Origin of the sequence: Actinoallomurus iriomotensis (assembly GCF_030269445.1) — a bacterium.
In the GTDB taxonomy this organism is placed as follows: domain Bacteria; phylum Actinomycetota; class Actinomycetes; order Streptosporangiales; family Streptosporangiaceae; genus Actinoallomurus; species Actinoallomurus iriomotensis.
Map to the genome: position 1 here is coordinate 241,481 of NZ_BSTJ01000008.1, position 16,830 is coordinate 258,310.

At 70.1% G+C, this 16,830-nt stretch carries 13 protein-coding genes; 8 read left to right on the top strand and 5 right to left on the bottom strand.

The window, feature by feature from the left end; genetic code table 11:
• Positions 1-68: 68 nt before the first annotated feature.
• From QSK37_RS30720 to QSK37_RS30730, 3 genes are all read left to right on the top strand, one after another.
• The gene (locus QSK37_RS30720; RefSeq protein ID WP_285580176.1) at positions 69-635 is read left to right on the top strand and encodes an HhH-GPD-type base excision DNA repair protein; all 567 of its coding nucleotides are present in this window, start codon (positions 69-71) and stop codon (positions 633-635) included.
• A gap of 757 nt (positions 636-1,392) precedes the next feature.
• On the top strand, positions 1,393-3,450 hold the full coding sequence (locus tag QSK37_RS30725) for a SpoIIE family protein phosphatase (RefSeq protein ID WP_285580174.1): 2,058 nt from the start codon (positions 1,393-1,395) through the stop codon (positions 3,448-3,450).
• Between the two features lie 189 nt (positions 3,451-3,639).
• Positions 3,640-5,271 carry an RNA polymerase sigma factor gene (locus tag QSK37_RS30730; protein WP_285628126.1) on the top strand — a complete coding sequence of 544 codons (1,632 nt, stop codon included), beginning with the start codon at positions 3,640-3,642 and terminating at the stop codon, positions 5,269-5,271.
• 53 nt (positions 5,272-5,324) lie between these two features.
• Here the strand turns inward: QSK37_RS30730 and QSK37_RS30735 are convergent, their stop codons facing one another.
• The 4 genes from QSK37_RS30735 to QSK37_RS30750 form a co-directional block, all read right to left on the bottom strand.
• Positions 5,325-6,047, bottom strand: a complete 723-nt coding sequence (locus QSK37_RS30735; RefSeq protein WP_285628128.1) for a YaaA family protein — start codon at positions 6,045-6,047, stop codon at positions 5,325-5,327.
• Between the two features lie 103 nt (positions 6,048-6,150).
• The gene (locus QSK37_RS30740; RefSeq protein WP_285580169.1) at positions 6,151-6,384 is read right to left on the bottom strand and encodes a DUF7455 domain-containing protein; all 234 of its coding nucleotides are present in this window, start codon (positions 6,382-6,384) and stop codon (positions 6,151-6,153) included.
• A 133-nt stretch (positions 6,385-6,517) separates the two neighbouring features.
• Positions 6,518-7,582: an ABC transporter permease gene (locus QSK37_RS30745; RefSeq protein ID WP_285628131.1), complete on the bottom strand. Its 1,065-nt coding sequence runs from the start codon at positions 7,580-7,582 to the stop codon at positions 6,518-6,520.
• Entirely contained in the window at positions 7,579-8,481 is a 903-nt protein-coding gene (locus QSK37_RS30750; protein WP_285628134.1) for an ABC transporter ATP-binding protein, read from the bottom strand. Before QSK37_RS30750 ends, QSK37_RS30745 begins: the two co-directional genes overlap by 4 nt.
• Before the next feature lie 168 nt (positions 8,482-8,649).
• Between QSK37_RS30750 and QSK37_RS30755 the strand changes: the two genes are divergently transcribed.
• The 5 genes from QSK37_RS30755 (at position 8,650) to QSK37_RS30775 (ending at position 14,156) form a co-directional block, all read left to right on the top strand.
• Positions 8,650-10,743, top strand: coding sequence for a DNA gyrase/topoisomerase IV subunit B (locus QSK37_RS30755; RefSeq protein WP_285628137.1), 2,094 nt, complete (start codon positions 8,650-8,652; stop codon positions 10,741-10,743).
• A 115-nt stretch (positions 10,744-10,858) separates the two neighbouring features.
• Positions 10,859-11,335, top strand: coding sequence for a CcdC protein domain-containing protein (locus QSK37_RS30760; protein WP_285628139.1), 477 nt, complete (start codon positions 10,859-10,861; stop codon positions 11,333-11,335).
• The gene (locus QSK37_RS30765; protein WP_285628141.1) at positions 11,335-12,492 is read left to right on the top strand and encodes a histidine kinase; all 1,158 of its coding nucleotides are present in this window, start codon (positions 11,335-11,337) and stop codon (positions 12,490-12,492) included. The genes QSK37_RS30760 and QSK37_RS30765 overlap by 1 nt, the downstream gene beginning before the upstream one ends.
• On the top strand, positions 12,489-13,145 hold the full coding sequence (locus tag QSK37_RS30770; protein WP_285580163.1) for a response regulator transcription factor: 657 nt from the start codon (positions 12,489-12,491) through the stop codon (positions 13,143-13,145). The genes QSK37_RS30765 and QSK37_RS30770 overlap by 4 nt, the downstream gene beginning before the upstream one ends.
• Before the next feature lie 654 nt (positions 13,146-13,799).
• Complete coding sequence (locus QSK37_RS30775; protein ID WP_285580161.1) at positions 13,800-14,156, top strand: hypothetical protein; 357 nt, start codon at positions 13,800-13,802, stop codon at positions 14,154-14,156.
• 73 nt (positions 14,157-14,229) lie between these two features.
• Here QSK37_RS30775 and QSK37_RS30780 read toward each other — a convergent pair whose 3' ends face one another.
• Positions 14,230-16,743, bottom strand: coding sequence for a DNA gyrase/topoisomerase IV subunit A (locus tag QSK37_RS30780; protein WP_285628144.1), 2,514 nt, complete (start codon positions 16,741-16,743; stop codon positions 14,230-14,232).
• Positions 16,744-16,830: the final 87 nt, after the last annotated feature.

Consider the following 16,830-nt stretch of genomic DNA (forward strand, 5'->3'; position numbering starts at 1 on the left):
GGCTCCGAGCGCCCTCTGCCAGGATGATGAGGGAGAACGCGAGGTGCCGGGGGACTCTGGAGGACGCCGTGACGGTATCGCTGCCCATCGCGCCGGAGGCCAACGCGCTGCTCAACCGCAGCCCGCTGGCCCTGCTGATCGCGATGCTGCTGGACCAGCAGGTGCCGCTCGAACGCGCGTTCGCGGCCCCGGCCGACCTGGCCCGCCGGCTGGGCCACGACCCGACGGCCGAGGAACTGGCCGACCACGACCCGGACAAGCTCGTGGCCGTCTTCGGCGAACGCCCGGCCCTGCACCGCTTCCCCAAGGCGATGGCCGCGCGGGTACAGGCGCTGTGCCAGGTCCTGGTCGACCGCTACGACGGCGACGCGTCCCGGGTCTGGACGGAAGCGACGACAGGCCCGGACCTGCTGAAGCGCGTGGGAGACCTGCCGGGCTTCGGCGAGCAGAAGGCCAAGATCTTCGTCGCCCTGCTCGGCAAACGACTGAACGTACGCCCGGAGGGCTGGCGCGAGGCGGCCGGCCCGTACGGCGAGGAGTCCTCGCACCGCTCGGTCGCCGACATCGTCGACGAGGAGTCGCTCGGCCTGGTCCGCAGCTACAAACAGCAGTTGAAGGCCGCCGCGAAGAAGTAACCGCCCCAAGCGAGCCGAACCGCGGGTGCGGCGGGACGCCCAGCAGGACCGGGCACGAACCCCGCCGAGCGGCTGCGCGTGTCGTCCCCGTACCAAGAAGAGGTGTGTCTCCCCGTCGCTCCGGTCCCGGGCGCCCGGCTTCAGGGCGATACCCGGCACGAGCCCTGTCGAGCCCCGCGACACGCCCACCATCTTCACCGATCGCACCGTTCGGGCACCGCACCCACGCGACCCCGCCAAAGCACGTGCGTTTGCACGTGCGACAGCACATGTACAAACATCGTCGTCGATGGTCATGCCCGGCATTCCGCCTCTGGGCAGGGCCATCGCCGAAAAGATGAGGTAATTAAGAATTGCCGATATTCGCCATTACGGCGTCCGTATTCCATGTCGGTCCACATCCGGCCCACATCGGACCCGCATCCGCACTGCTGAAGCCGTCTCCCCACGAGGAGGCGTGACTCGCCGAGATCGGAGATCTCGCCCGCCGGGCCCCTGCTGGCGCTTATCATCTCTTCCGCCGGATGCGCGGTCTCCTGCCGTGCCGCCGGCCGGGCGGGTATGGGCCGTGTTCGTCAGCGGCCGACGATAACGATGCCGAACGGGACTTCCGTCGGCGGCGAACCATCGAGATGATGAAAACCTGACTCCGAGCGGTGTTGTGATGGAGGACGGGAGCGCTAGCCTGCTCCCATTCACCCATAGTGATGCGGAAATGCCTAGCAGTAGGGCCGGGCGCGCGACGGAGGTGTCTAGCATGAGCGCCGATACGTCCGTGCCGCATCCCCGGCTCTCCGGTCTCGACGCGTCGGACTCGGCGCTGTTCGCCACGTTGCTACGGGAGGCTCCGATCGGGTTCGCGCTCTTCGATACCGACCTGCGTTTCAAGCGGGTCAACCACTCGCTGGCCCGCCTGCACGGAGTCGCCGTCGCCGACCTCGAGGGCAAGAAGCCGTCCGAGGTCCTCTCCGAGAAGTTCGGCGAGATCGTCGAGACCGCCGTGCGCAAGGTCGTCGACGAAGACCGTCCGGTGCTCGACGTCGATCTGGAGATCGGCGGGCGGCACTGGGCGTACTCCTGGTTGCCGGCGCACGCCGCCGACGGTGAGATCACCGGTGTCGTCCTCGTCGTCGTGGACGTCACCGACCGCGTGCTCGCCGAGACCGCGATCCGCCGCAAGGAGGAGCGCTACCGCTCCCTGGTGGAGGCCAGCTCCCAGGTCGTCTGGGTGACCATGCCGACCGGGAAGGTCGTCGACGACGCGCCCGAGTGGCGCGCGATCACCGGCCAGACGCACGAGGAGTACGCCGCCGACGGCTGGCTGGGCGCGGTGCACAGCGAGGACCGCGCCCGCATCGAGGAGGCGTGGCAGGCCTGCGTGGCCGGTGATCGGATCTTCGAGGCGACCTACCGCATCCGTACACGGGCCGGCGGCTACCGCAACTACGACGTACGCGCGGTGCCGATCCGGCGCGAGGGCGAGATCGTCGAGTGGGTCGGAGCGAACACCGACGTCACCGGCAAGCGCGAGGCCGAGGAGATGCGCGGGCGGCTCACCGAGCAGCTCTCCGCCGCGGCGCTCCGTACGGCCCGGCTCCAGCAGGCCACGTCCATGCTGGCCGAGGCGCTGACGGTCAACCAGGTCGTCGCTGTGATCACCGAGGTCGGCCGGTCCGCGATCGGCGCCGACCGTTCCGCGGTGGCGCTGCTCGACGACGACAAGGTGCGGCTCCGTACGATCACGCCGGGCGGCATCCCCGAGCTTCCGGGCCCGGCCCGCGAGGAGATCGGCGTCGAGGACCCGAGCGTCATGTCGGTCGCCGTACGCGAACGGCGCCCGTTCCTCGCCGAGAACCCCACCAGCCTGCGCCTCCAGATCCAGGCCGAGGAGATCGACGCGTTCGTCCAGGTCACCGACGAGCGCGCCTGGGTGGGCCTGCCGCTGCTGGCCGCCGGCCGCGCGCTCGGCGCCCTCCGGTTCTCCTTCACCCGGCCGCGTGAGATCACCGAGGAGGAGCGGGTCTTCCTCGAGGCGCTCGCCGGCCAGTGCGCGCTGGCGGTCGAGCGCGCCACGCTGTTCGAGCGCGAGCACAAGACCGCCGAGGCGCTCCAGCGCAGCCTGCTGCCCGACCAGCTTCCCCAGCTCCCGCCCATGCGGCTCGCCGCCCGCTACCAGCCCGCGACACGTCACGTACAGGTCGGCGGCGACTGGTACGACGCGTTCCCGCTCCAGGACGACCGGGTGGCGATCGTGATCGGCGACGTCATGGGCAAGGGCGTGAAGGCCGCCGCCGGAATGGGCCGCGTGCGCAACGCCCTGCGGGCGCTCGCGCTCAACGATCCGCGGCCCGCCGCGGTCCTCTCGGGCCTCGACCGGCTCTTCTCGGCCACCGAGGGCATGGAGCAGATCACCACCCTGGCGTACGCCGTGATCGACCCGGCCACCGGCGAGGGCGTGATCAGCAACGCGGGGCACCTGCCGCCCCTGTTCATCTACCCCGACCGGCGTCCCGAGGTCAGTACGGCCGAGGCCGGCACCCCGCTCGGCTGGCCCTCACAGCGACATCAGACAAAGTTTTCCGTTCCACCCGGCAACACTGTGGTGTTCTACTCCGATGGACTTGTGGAGAACCGAAGACGGGGACTCGACGCCGGCCTCGACGAGATCGTGGCCATCGCCGCCGATGCTCCGCCCGAGGTGCTCGCGGATCCTGAGATACTTGTCGACTTCCTGGTGGATCGGATGCTGGCCGGGTATGACCATGATGATGACGTGACCGTACTTGCCCTACATGTTCCACCGAAGACGGCGTAGCACGTACGAAGGACCACCCCGAGCCCTCTAAGGTGGTGGTCACCGGGCCGGACTCCACCGTGCGGAATAGGCGGGCGTGCCAGAATGCTAGATCGAGAGAGGTACGCTGCCCAACGCAAAGCTCCGAAGGGGCCGGCGCCCGATACAGCACTGGGTCAACATAGCCACACGTTCGTTCGAGAGGTGTTTGTGTCGCCTGCGAGTTCGACCTCCAAGCCGTCCGAGCTGCACGAGAGCGTTGTCAGGCAATTGATCGAGCGTGGGCGAAACCAGGGCTACCTCGAGGCTGACGATGTGCGCCGTGCGTTCGAGGAGGCCGACATTCCCGTGTCGAAGGCCTCGAGCATCTTGCGGAGTCTTAGCAAGGAGGGTGTGACCGTCATGGTGAGCGCTGCCGACTCCGCGGCGCCGAAGCGCGCGCGCAACAGCAGTAAGCGCGCGACGCCCGCGACCAAGAAGACCAAGACGACCGCCGCCACCAAAGAGCAGGACTCGGTGACCGCGGTCGTCGACGAGGACGCCTCCGAGGTGCCGGTGAAGCCTGCCCGAGCCAAGAAGAGCGCCGCCAAGCCCAAGAAGGCCACCCCGACGAAGAAGGCCGCTCCCCAGCCGTCCGCCAAGGCCGAGAAGGAGCCTGAGGACGGAGAGGACGTCGGCGACGTCGACCTCGAGGTCACCGACATCGACGAGGCGGACCTGAACGACCTCGGCGACGACGTCGAGGCCGCCGACCTGGAGAGCGACGACTCCGACGAGAGTGTGGACGGCGACGACTCCGCTTCGGAGTCCGAGCCCGAGGAGGCCCCCGCTCCCGCCGCGGAGAAGAAGGGCCCGACGTCCGAGGACGAGTCGTTCGTCATCGGCGACGACGACGAGGACGCCCCGGCGCAGCAGATCGCGGCCGCCGGCGCGACCGCCGACCCCGTCAAGGACTACCTCAAGCAGATCGGTAAGGTCCCGCTCCTCAACGCCGAGCAGGAGGTCGAGCTCGCCAAGCGCATCGAGGCCGGCCTGTTCGCCGAGGAGAAGCTCGCCCTCGAGCGCGAGACCCTCGAGTTCCAGGTGCTGGACGACCTCGAGTGGATCGCCGAGGACGGCCGCCGGGCCAAGAACCACCTGCTCGAGGCCAACCTCCGTCTCGTCGTCTCCCTCGCCAAGCGCTACACGGGCCGCGGCATGCTGTTCCTGGACCTCATCCAGGAGGGCAACCTCGGTCTGATCCGCGCCGTCGAGAAGTTCGACTACACCAAGGGTTACAAGTTCTCCACCTACGCCACCTGGTGGATCCGGCAGGCGATCACCCGTGCGATGGCCGACCAGGCCCGTACGATCCGCATCCCGGTCCACATGGTGGAGGTCATCAACAAGCTGGCCCGAGTCCAGCGTCAGATGCTCCAGGACCTCGGCCGCGAGCCGACCCCGGAGGAGCTGGCCAAGGAGCTCGACATGACGCCTGAGAAGGTGGTCGAGGTCCAGAAGTACGGCCGTGAGCCCATTTCGCTGCACACGCCTCTCGGTGAGGACGGTGACAGTGAGTTCGGTGACCTCATCGAGGACTCCGAGGCGATCGTGCCGGCCGACGCGGTGAGCTTCACGCTGCTGCAGGAGCAGCTGCACTCGGTGCTCGACACCCTCAGCGAGCGCGAGGCGGGCGTGGTCTCCATGCGGTTCGGCCTCACGGACGGCCAGCCGAAGACCCTCGACGAGATCGGCAAGGTCTACGGCGTGACCCGCGAGCGGATCCGCCAGATCGAGTCCAAGACCATGTCCAAGCTCCGCCACCCGTCGCGCTCCCAGGTGCTGCGGGACTACCTCGACTAGATCGCATACGACGAAGGGCCCGCTTCCGGCGGGCCCTTCGCCGTATCGGTGGTTCAGCCGGCGATGACGTCCACGTCGGCGCCGTTCAGCTCGGCGGTGTACCCCAGGTCCATCAGGGTCTTCACCAGTTCCTCGGGCGTCGCCGGATCGGCGGCGCCCCGGAGCAGGTCGCGAGCGACCGCGCCGCGGGTGGCCTTGGCCATGTGGCTCACCACGGTCCGGCGGCCGTCCTGCTCGCGGAACACTCGCACTCTCACCGCCTCCGGGCGCCACGCCGCGGCGTACGGGGCCGAGCGCATGTCCACGATCAGGCCCTCCGTCGGCAGGGCGGCGGTCAGGACCGGCCGCCAGACGGCCGCCAGAGCGCCCAGGCGGGGCAGTCGCGCCCCCATGGCAAGCCGGTAAGGGGGCACGTGGTCGGTGGTCCTCAGCGCGCCCCAGAGGCCCGAGAAGATCAGGACGGACCGCGCCGTACGCTCCGGGTCGAGGTCGGCGAGGCCGAGGTTGTCGTACAGCACGCCCGTGTAGAGCCGGGCGGCGGGCAGCGTCGGCGCGTCCCGCAGCCGGGTGTTGCGCTCGATCTCGCCGGTCTGCCCCGGCGACAGGCCCAGCCACTCGCGCGCTCGGGCCTCGCGGCCCGCGCAGACCCGCTCGAGGGCGGTGAGCACGCGTTCGCGGGTCCGGGTGAGCTCGGGGAAGGCGAGGCCGGCCAGGTCGAGCGGCGGCCCGTCTCCCTCGGCGGCCTTGCCCTCGGACGGCGGCAGCAGGATCAGCATCGTCCCCCCAGGAGCCCGGGAGGGCTCACCAACAGAAGCTGAGACGGCGGCCGCCCGGATGGGCAACCGCCGTCTCCTCGGTTATGAATACGGCTCGCCTGGCCTACCGCTCTTCTTCGGCAGCTGCGGTGGCAGGGGTCTCAAGCAGCCGGTCGGTTTCGTCGTGAATCTCGGCGCCCGCGGCACGGAGGGACTCACCGTACTTGCGGCCGTGGTGGGCGCAGAACAGCAACTCGCCGCCGCCCGCGAGGATCGCGCGGACATAGGCCTGGGCACCGCAGCGGTCGCAGCGGTCCGCGGCCGTCAGCGGCTTGGTCGGGGCAAGAGCTCCAGTCACGTCGCCTTCCTCGTCTCGGGGTCGGTCGCTTAGGACAACATCTAACCGGACGTGAGCGTTCCCATGCGGGTTCTGTGTACGCCGAGAGCGGAATAGCCCCGGAGGTGACAAAGGTCACCCTCGCGATCAATGTTCAGATTTGTTCCCATCGGAAGACCCGGACCGCCACGATCGTCGCGACCAGCGCGAAGGCCAGCAGGATCCCCAGTTGCGGGAGGACGGAGGCCGGTCCGGCGCCCCGGGCCATGACCTTCAGCATGCCATCGTTCAGGTGGCGCAGAGGGAAGATCTCCGAGACGACACGCAGCCATTTTGGCGCCTCGTCGACGGGGAAGAACGACCCGCCGAGGAACGCCATCGGCAGTACGACCATCTGGCTGACCGCCTGCGCGGACTCCTGCGTCTTCGCCCACGCTCCGATCAGCATGCCGATCGCCAGGAACGCCAGCACCCCGCACAGCACCATCGGGATCGCCATCCACCAGTAGTGCGACAGCTTCAACCCGAAGAACGGCAGGGTGGCCACCCCGATGAACAGCACGGTCTGCACCAGCGCCATGCCCAGGCTGACCGCGACCCGCGCGGCGAAGACCGTGCGGATCGGCACGGGGGACAGGCGGAGACGGCGCAGGATGCCTTTCGTGCGCCATGTGACGAGTGTGGTGGACGCGCCGAACATGCCCGCCGAGGCGAGCGCCCAGCCGAGCACCCCCGGGGTGATGTACTGGATCGCCTTCAGCGACTTGTCCTCGACCTGCTCGGCCCGCAGCCGATACTTCGGCGCCTGTCCGGAGGCGGCCTGGTTCGCGGCCTGTACGAGGCCGTTGACCTGGCCCTGAACGGTGCCCGACTTCACCTGGTCGGCCGCGGAGAAGTGGACGACGACCTGGTCGCCGACCTGTTCGAGCGCGGCGTCGTAGTCGCCCTTCTTGACCTTCTCCAGCGCCGCGTTCCGGTCCGAGATCCTGGTGACCTTGAACGACTTCCCGAAGTCGGCCCGCATGGCGGCCGGCATCTGGTCGACCACGCCGACCGAGCCGATCTCCAGCACCTTCGACTTCGGCGTCGACTGCTGGGCGAACAACCCCCCGATGGCCACCAGGAACAGCAGCGGCAGCGCGATCGTGAAGAACAGCGCCCCCCGGTCCCGCCGGAGCCCGAGGAACATCGCCGAGGCCAGACTCTTGAAACTACTCACGCCCGGTATTCCCTTCCGGTCAGGTCGAGGAAGACGTCCTCGAGCGTGGCGCCCTTGATCTGCACGCCCTCCAGGGCGCCGCGCTCGGCGAGCGCGGCGACCACCTTCGGCGCGTCCCGCGTGGAGATGGTCAGCGAGACCTCGTCGTCGGTCACCTCGTCGGCGCCCGGGAGCGTACGGGCCTCGTCGGCGTTCATGACCCCGCTGGCCACGCTGACGCGCGCGGCCGAGTCCAGGCCCCGTACGAGGGTGGCCGGCGCGCCGCTGCGCAGGATCCGGCCGTGGTCCATGATCGCGACCCGGTCGCAGAGCACCTCGGCCTCGTCCATGTAGTGGGTGGTGAGAACGACGGTGCGGCCGTCGGTGTTGATCGCGCGCAGCACGTCCCAGAGGTTGCGGCGCGCCTGCGGGTCGAGGGCGGCGGTGGGCTCGTCCAGGAACACCAGCTCCGGCTCGTGCACCAGTGCGCAGGCGATCGACAGGCGCTGCGCCTGGCCGCCCGACAGCTTCTCCACCTGCGTGTCGGCCTTGTCGCTCAGGCCGACGACCTCCAGCATCTCGTCCGCCTTGCGGCCCGGGACGCCGTACAGGGAGCCGAACGTGCGCAGCTGTTCCCGCGCGGTGAGCCGCTCGAAGAAGGCCGACGCCTGCAACTGCACGCCCATCCGCGGCAGCAGCGCGGGGTTGCGCGGCCACGGGGACTGCCCGAACACCGAGATCTCCCCGGCGTCGGCCTGCCGCAGGCCCTCGATGATCTCGAGCGTCGTGGTCTTGCCGGCCCCGTTCGGCCCCAGGATGCCGAAGAACTCGCCGGCCTCGACGGTCAGGGAGACACCGTCGACGGCGTTCACGTCGCCATAGCGCTTACGCAGGTCATTGGCGACAATCGTGTTGGACATGGTCAAGGACCCTAGAGGCGCATATCCGGGCGTAACCACCTACGAAAGGTGGAGCTTCGCGATCTGCAACCACCGGTGGAGGGCGGACGGAACGGCGCGCCGGTCGGCTACTGTCGGCGCTGACGGGTAGCCTGCTGCCGCACGTCCTACCCCCGAGGAGCAAAGCCGTTGACCGCCGCCACAATCACCGCTGAGGATCCGCACGGATACACCGCGCGGCACCTTTCGGTGCTCGAAGGACTGGAGGCCGTACGCAAGCGGCCCGGAATGTACATCGGGTCGACCGACAGCCGCGGTCTCATGCACTGCCTCTGGGAGATCATCGACAACTCCGTCGACGAGGCTCTCGGTGGCCACTGCTCGCGCATCGAGGTCACGCTGCACGCCGACGGCTCGATGGAGGTCGGCGACGACGGGCGCGGCATCCCGGTCGACGCCGAGCCCAAGACCGGCCTGACCGGCGTCGAGCTGGTCATGACGCGGCTGCACGCCGGCGGCAAGTTCGGCGGCATCTCCTACACGGCCTCCGGTGGTCTGCACGGCGTCGGCGCCTCGGTGGTCAACGCCCTGTCCGCGCGCCTCGACGTCGAGGTCGACCGCGACGGGCACACGCACGCGATGAGCTTCAAGCGCGGGCTGCCCGGCGACTTCGCCGGCGAGGGCCCCGACGCCAAGTTCACCAAGAAGCCCGCCAAGCGGCACGGGCTCCACCAGGTCAAGCGGGTCGCCAAGCGCATCACCGGCACGCGCACGCGTTTCTGGCCCGACCGCCAGATCTTCCTCAAGGACGCGTCGATCAGCAGCGACACCGTCGTCGACCGGATGCGCCAGACCGCCTTCCTCGTGCCGGGCCTCACCATCGCCGTACGGGACGAGCGCGGCGATGAGGTCGCCGAGCACGAATTCCGCTTCGACGGCGGCATCAGCGAGTTCTGCGACCACCTGGCCACCGACGAGCCGGTCTCCGACGTGCTGCGCCTGCAGGGCCGCGGCCACTTCACCGAGACCGTCCCGGTTCTCGACGACCAGGGCCACCTCACGCCGACCGACGTCGAGCGCGACATCGACGTCGACGTCGCGCTGCGCTGGGGCACCGGCTACGAAACGATCACCAGGTCGTTCGTCAACGTGATCGCCACGCCCAAGGGCGGCACCCACGTGGCCGGCTTCGACCGGGCCATGGTCAAGGTGCTGAACGACCAGCTCCGCGCCACAAAGCTGATGAAGAACGGCGACGACCCGGTCATCAAGGACGACGTCCTCGAAGGCCTGACCGCCGTGGTGACCGTGCGCCTGCCCGAGCCGCAGTTCGAGGGCCAGACCAAGGAGGTCCTGGGCACCTCCGCGGCGACGCGCATCGTCTCCCAGGTCGTCGGCCGCGAGCTGAAGGACGCGTTCGACAACCCCAAGCGCGGCCAGAAGCAGCAGATGCGCGCCGTGCTGGAGAAGGTCGTCGCGGCCTCCAAGGCGCGCATCGCCGCCCGCCAGCAGCGCGAGACCCAGCGCCGCAAGAGCGCGTTGGAGAACTCCGCGCTTCCGGCCAAGCTGGTCGACTGCCGCACCGCCGACGACCGCAGCGAGCTGTTCATCGTCGAGGGCGACTCGGCGCTCGGCACCGCCAAGCTGGCACGCAACTCCGAGTTCCAGGCGCTGCTGCCGATCCGAGGCAAGATCCTCAACGTGCAGAAGGCCTCCGTGACCGACGTGCTGAAAAACGTCGAGTGCGCCTCGATCATCCAGGTCGTCGGCGCCGGCTCGGGCCGCACCTTCGACCTCGACTCGGCCCGCTACGGCCGCATCATCCTGATGGCCGACGCCGACGTCGACGGCGCGCACATCCGCACCCTGCTGCTGACGCTGCTCTACCGCTACATGCGCCCGATGCTGGAGGCGGGCCGCGTCTTCGCCGCCGTGCCGCCGCTGCACCGCATCGAGCTGACCAACCCCAAAAAGGGGCAGGACAAGCACGTCTACACCTACTCCGACGCGGAGCTCCGCAAGAAGCTCGTGGAGTTCGAGCGCCGCTCGGTCCGCTGGAAGGAACCCATCCAGCGCTACAAGGGCCTCGGCGAGATGGACGCCGACCAGCTGGCCGAGACCACGATGGACCCCCGCCACCGCATGCTCCGACGCATCCGCATCGAGGATGCCGAGGAGGCCGCGAGCATCTTCAAACTGCTGATGGGTTCGGAGGTGGGCCCGAGGCGCGAGTTCATCTCGGGCGGCGCCGCCGAGCTGGATGAGGCCCGCATCGACATCTGACCCGACGGGTCGCCCGTAGACCGGGTCGCGGCCCGGCTCCACCCGGGGGTGGAGCCGGGCAAGCTCCATCCGCGCGCCGATCCGCACCGGCCCGGCGCTTCCTACCGTCGAGACCATGCATGAGGTTCTCAACGCACTGATCGTCGTCGCCGTCGTCGTACTCGTGATCGTGCGCCGGTTCACCCGGCGGCGGGTCGACGAACGGCGGTTGCTGGTGCTTCCGCTCATCATCGGCGTCGTCGGCATCGCGCAGGGCCATCTGATCGACGCGCATCACGCCGAGCTCAGCACCGGCCTGCTCGCCGCCGAGATCGCCGCGGCCCTGCTGCTCGGACTCGGCCTCGGGGCGACCACGCACGTATGGCGGGAGGCGGACGGTTCCCTGTGGAGCCGGGGGACCTGGGCGACCTTCGGAGTGTTCATGGCGTCGATCGCCGTACGCGGTGGTCTGTACGCCCTCGGGCACGCGGCCGGAGCCCGGCCGGGGAGCGGGACGGTGCTCATCTCGGTCGCGGCGTGGCTGCTCGCCCAGAACGCGGTCATCGGCTGGCGGTCCCGCGAGCTCCCGGGCAGGGTTAGCGTGCAACCGTGATGGCAGAGTTTCGAAGCCGGCTCGGCGCCCGGCTGTGGCCGGCGTGCCGGCCGGGTCCTCACTCCCGGGACAGCCCGTACCTGCGCGTCGCCATCGTCGCCGCCGCGACCACGTGGTTCTTGTACGCGATGCTGCGCGAGCACGGACATTCCGGCCGCCCGCACGCCGGGCTGCACGGCGCCGACCTGGCACTCACCGCCGTGAGCGTCGCCGGGGCCGGCTGTCTCCTCCTCGCGCTGATGACATCCCGCCGCGTCCCGGCATGCAGCTGGATCTTCTACCTGGCCGGGGCCGGCGCGGGAGTCGCGCTGTACGCCATCGCGCCCGAGCGCCCGGGGAATGCCTTGATCTTCGCCTGTGTCGGGTTCGCCGGTTCGAGCGCGTCGATGCTGCGCTCCCTCCCGACGGCGGCGGTCGGATCGGTCGGGATGATGGTCGGCGTTCTGGCCGAGGGCCGTCCACTCGGCGAGCTGTGGACGATCGTCGGCATGCTGGGGATGTTCACCGGAATCCGGGCCGGCCGTACGCGCGAGGCGGCGCGGCTGACCGAGCAGCAGAACCTCATCCTGGCCGAGCGCTCCCGCATCGCCCGGGAGATCCACGACATCCTCGCGCACTCGCTGTCCGCCCAGCTCGTCCACCTGGAGGGGGCGCGGCTGCTCATGGTCAGCGGCCGTACGGACGAGGCGCTGGACCGGGTCGAACGCGCCCGCGGCCTGGCCCGTAGCGGTCTGGAGGAGACACGGCGCGCCCTGGCCACCCTGCGCGGCGACATCCCGCCGATGGACGTGGTGCTGCGCGAGCTCACCGACGAACACCGGCTCCTCGCTGACGCCGTCTGCGACCTGAAGGTCGAGGGCGAACCCCGGGACCTGGAGGCGAAGGCGAGCCTCGCCGTGATCCGCACCGCGCAGGAGGCGCTGACGAACGTCCGCAAGCACGCGCCGGGCGCGGCGGTCATGGTCGCGCTGCGCTACATCGACGGGTGGTGCGAACTGGAGGTCACCGACTCGGGCGGCGAACCCGGCCCGCTCGCGGGGAGCGGCGGAGGATACGGTCTGGTCGGAATGCGTGAGCGCGCCGAGTTGATCGGCGGCACACTGGAGGCGGGTCCGGTGGAGAAGGGGTTCAGGGTGCTGCTGCGGGTGCCGCTGTGACGCGTGTCCTGGTGGTCGATGACCAGACCGTCGTACGCGACGGGCTGGTGCTGCTGCTCGGCCTGCTGCCGGGCCTGGAGGTCGTCGGGTCCGCCCGAGACGGCGAGGAGGCCCTGCGCCTGGTCGCCGAACACCGCCCCGACGTGGTCCTGATGGATCTCCGCATGCCGCGCGTGGACGGCGTGGAGGCCACCCGGCGCATCAAGACGGAGTACCCGGCGGTGCAGATCGTCGTCCTGACGACGTACAGCGACGACGAGTCGGTCTTCGCCGCCCTCCAGGCGGGCGCGCGGGGCTACCTCACCAAGGACGCGGGCGCGGACGAGATCGCCCGGGCGATCGACGCGGTACGCGGCGGCGACGCCCAGCTCGACCCGTCGGTCCAGCGCCGCCTGGTCGACGCCCTCGCCACCGGCGGCCAGCCGTCCCGCCGCCGCAGAGGCGATCTCCCGGACGGCCTGACCCAGCGCGAGGCCGAGGTCCTGACCCTGATCGCCGCGGGCCGCTCGAACGCCGAGATCGCCCGCGAACTGTTCATCAGCGAGGCGACGGTCAAGACCCACATCAACAACCTCTTCGCCAAGGCCGGCCTACGCGACCGCGCCCAGGCCGTGACGTACGCGTACCGCAAGGGCCTGGCCGACCTGGGCTGACCGGTGCTCCTGCGGACGGTCGCCGGGGCCCGTGACGTGCCGCCGGGCGCCCAGGACCGTCAAGCTGGGCGCGTACCCGTGGCCGTGACGGACGCGTATCGCGGGGGTTTGGCCGGCGTGGGCTGACGGGTGTTTCTGCGGACGGTCGCCGCGGCCCGCGACGTGCCGCCGGGCGGCGAGGACCGTCAAGCTGGGCGCGTACCCGTGGTCGTGACGTACGCGTGCCGCGAGGGCTTGGCCGATCTGGGGTGACCGGTGTTTCTGCGGACCGCTGCCGCGGTCCGCGACGTGTCGCCGGGCGGCGAAGACCGCCAACCTGGACGCGCACCCTGGCCGCGTAGAAGCGTTCTTATGTGAGCAGAGAATTTCGCTCACATAAGAACCCGTACAGAGGTGCCCCGTGTCCGCGGCCTCGCCGAGTCCCGGCGGAGACGCCCGCCCTGCCACCGGCTCGACCGCCCACCGTTCCGGATCCCTGCGCCGGGTCCTCCGAACAGGGCGGCGGCCGTCGGAGGGATGAATCGCTGATCCGTACGGTCATGGGCAAGAGCGCGTAGATCCTTGCGACGCCGGGCGACGCGGGAGGACAAGAAGTGATCAGTCGACTACTGTGCGTTATGAAGCTATGTGAATGCTTTCTCAAGGAGAACCGGCGTGCGAAAGACCTTCATGATCGCTGAATGCCTCCGCCGTTACGCCTGGTGGCGTCTCAACCGTTCCGACGACCATGACGAGGGTCGCAACGCGCGGAGTGCGGTGGCGCTGCTCAACGCCGCCGCGTACGCCGCCGAGCTGCCCGACGACGCGCCGGTCCTCGATCGCCTCAGCGAGGCCGGCACCTTCACCGACGGCGAGTTCCGGCTCCCGCTGCCCGCCGAACGCATCGTTCGCTTCTGGCACTACGAGGAGCCGGGCGGCGGCCCGGACGACCTCCTCGAGGCGATCGCGGCCATGGCCGAGCCGCCGAAGATCCCCGCTCAGCGCGACGGCGAGCAGCCCCTGCACCGCTGATGCCGGCGCCCCCTCCCCGGCGCGCGCCGGGGAGGGGGCGCCGGGAGCGTGCCCCGGCCCGCGACCGGGTGAGTTACTCCGGCTCCTCCGCCGACTCCGCCGACTCCGCCGGCTCCGTCAGCTGAGCCGGCGCGTCGGACGTGCCGACCGGGCCGGCGATGGCGGTGATCGGGGACGGGAGTTTCACGCCCGAGCCGTCACGGCGACCCAGCTCGGTCGGGAGGTCGAGCGGTTTGCCCGTCATGCCGGAGGCCCTGGCCGGGATCGGCCCGGCCCAGGCGAGGATCAGGATGTCTTCGCCCTTGAGGAAACGGTGGGCGCGGACGCCGCCGGTGGCGCGGCCCTTGGCGGGGTACTCGGCGTAGTCGGCGACCTTGATGGCGCCCGTCTGGGTGCCGGGCAGGGCGGTGGAACTGCCCGCGATCGTGACCACGCGGGACTCGAGCTCGCCGTCGAGAGCGCCGAACCAGACGACCCGGGCGCCCGAGCTCAGCCTGATGCCGGCCATACCGCCCGCCGCGCGGCCCTGCGGGCGGACGCTGGACGCGGGGAAGCGCAGCAGCTGCGCGTCACTGGTGATGAACACCAGCTCGTGGTCCTCGGACTCCAGCTGCAGCGCGCGGACGACCCGGTCGCCGTCCTTGAGGCCGATCACTTCGAACTCGTCGGCGTTCTTGGGGTAGTCGGGGGCGACCCGCTTCACCACGCCCTGTTCGGTGCCGATGGTCAGGCCGGGTGCGTCGAGCGACGCCAGGCCGACCACCGTCTCGTCCTTCTCCAGCGTGACGAACTCGCTCATCGGCGCACCGCCCGCCAGTGACGGTGGGGCGGCCGACGGCGGCAGCGCGGGCAGGTCGAGGACGTCCACCCGGATCATCCGGCCCGCGCTCGTCACGGCGCCGACCTGGCCGCGCGCGGTCGCTCCCACGATCGACACGATCACGTCGTGGGGTGCGCGCGCTCCCTCCGCGGGCAGCGGCTCGATCGACGTCGTACGGGCCAGCAGGCCGGTCGAGGACAGCAGCACCCGGCACGGGTCGTCGGCGACCTCCAGCGGCACGGCGACCGTCTTCGTCTGGCCCGAGGACTCCAGGAGGACGGTGCGGCGCGGCGTGCCGTACGTCTTGGCGATCTCCGCCAGCTCGCTGGAGACGAGCGCGCGCAGCTTGGCCTCCGACTCCAGGATCGCGGTGAGCTCGGCGATCTCGCGGGTGAGCCGCTCCTTCTCGCTCTCCAGCTCCAGCCGGTCGTACTTGGTCAGGCGGCGCAGCGGCGTGTCGAGGATGTACTGCGCCTGGATCTCCGACAGCTCGAACGCGCCCATCAGGCGGGTCTTCGCCTCGGCGGAGTCCTCGCTCTCGCGGATGACCCGGATGACCTCGTCGATGTTGAGCAGCGCGATGACGAGGCCGTCGACGAGGTGCAGGCGGTCCTCGCGCTTCTTGCGGCGGAACAGGCTGCGGCGGCGTACGACGTCGATGCGGTGGTCGACGTACACCTGGAGCAGGTCGCGCAGGCCGAGCGTGCGCGGCTGGCCGTCGACGAGGGCGACGTTGTTGATGCCGAACGTCTCCTCCATCGGCGTCAGCCGGTAGAGCTCCTCCAGCACCGCCTCGGGGTGGAAGCCGTTCTTGATCTCGATGACCAGGCGGAGGCCCTGCTGCCGGTCGGTGAGGTCCTTCAGGTCGGCGATGCCCGAGATCTTCTTGGCGTTGACGAGGTCCTTGATCTTGGCGACGACGCGCTCGGGGCCCACGGCGTAGGGGAGCTCGGTGACGACGATGCCCTTACGGCGCGGCGTGACGCTCTCGATGTGGGCGGTGGCGCGGGTGCGGAAGATGCCGCGGCCCGTCTCGTACGCGTCGCGGACGCCCTCCAGACCCACGATCTTGCCGCCGGTCGGCAGGTCGGGGCCGGGCACGAACCGCATCAGGTCATCGAGTGACGCCTCGGGGTTTTTGATCAGGTGGCGCGCGGCGGCGATCACCTCGCCGAGGTTGTGCGGCGCCATGTTGGTCGCCATGCCGACCGCGATGCCCGAACTGCCGTTGACCAGGAGGTTGGGGAACGCCGAGGGCAGCACCTCCGGCTCCTGCTCCTGGCCGTCGTAGTTGGGCCGGAAGTCGACGGTCTCCTCGTCGATGCTCGCCACCATGAGGGCGGCCTCGCGCGACATGCGGGCCTCGGTGTACCGCATCGCGGCGGGCGAGTCGTCGCCGCCGAGCGAGCCGAAGTTGCCGTGCCCGTCGACGAGCCGCATCCGCATCGCCCAGGGCTGCGCCAGGCGTACGAGCGCGTCGTAGATCGCCGAGTCGCCGTGGGGGTGCAGCTTACCCATCACCTCGCCGACGACGCGGGCGCACTTGACGTGTCCCCGGTCGGGCCGCAGGCCCATCTCGTTCATCGAGTAGAGGATGCGGCGCTGTACGGGCTTGAGCCCGTCGCGCGCGTCTGGGAGCGCCCGCTGGTAGATGACCGAGTAGGCGTACTCGAGATAGCTGCCCCGCATCTCCTCCGAGACATCGACGTCGACGATGTTCTCTTCGAAATCCGGCGGGGGAGGGGTTTGCGTGCCGCGTCGTGCCATAACTGTCATTGTGACGGGTCGGCCCGACAGGTTGCGCCGTGGACGTCGGCGTGCCGCGGACCCATGGTGGAAGATGTCGCACCGGAC

Bases quoted from the DNA above. Each gene is read 5' to 3' on its own strand.
- QSK37_RS30725 (WP_285580174.1), top strand. From the start codon at position 1,393: ATGAGCGCCGATACGTCCGTGCCGCATCCCCGGCTCTCCGGTCTCGAC.
- QSK37_RS30735 (WP_285628128.1), bottom strand. From the start codon at position 6,047: ATGCTGATCCTGCTGCCGCCGTCCGAGGGCAAGGCCGCCGAGGGAGAC.
- QSK37_RS30750 (WP_285628134.1), bottom strand. From the start codon at position 8,481: ATGTCCAACACGATTGTCGCCAATGACCTGCGTAAGCGCTATGGCGAC.
- QSK37_RS30760 (WP_285628139.1), top strand. From the start codon at position 10,859: ATGCATGAGGTTCTCAACGCACTGATCGTCGTCGCCGTCGTCGTACTC.
- QSK37_RS30765 (WP_285628141.1), top strand. From the start codon at position 11,335: ATGGCAGAGTTTCGAAGCCGGCTCGGCGCCCGGCTGTGGCCGGCGTGC.
- QSK37_RS30780 (WP_285628144.1), bottom strand. From the start codon at position 16,743: ATGGCACGACGCGGCACGCAAACCCCTCCCCCGCCGGATTTCGAAGAG.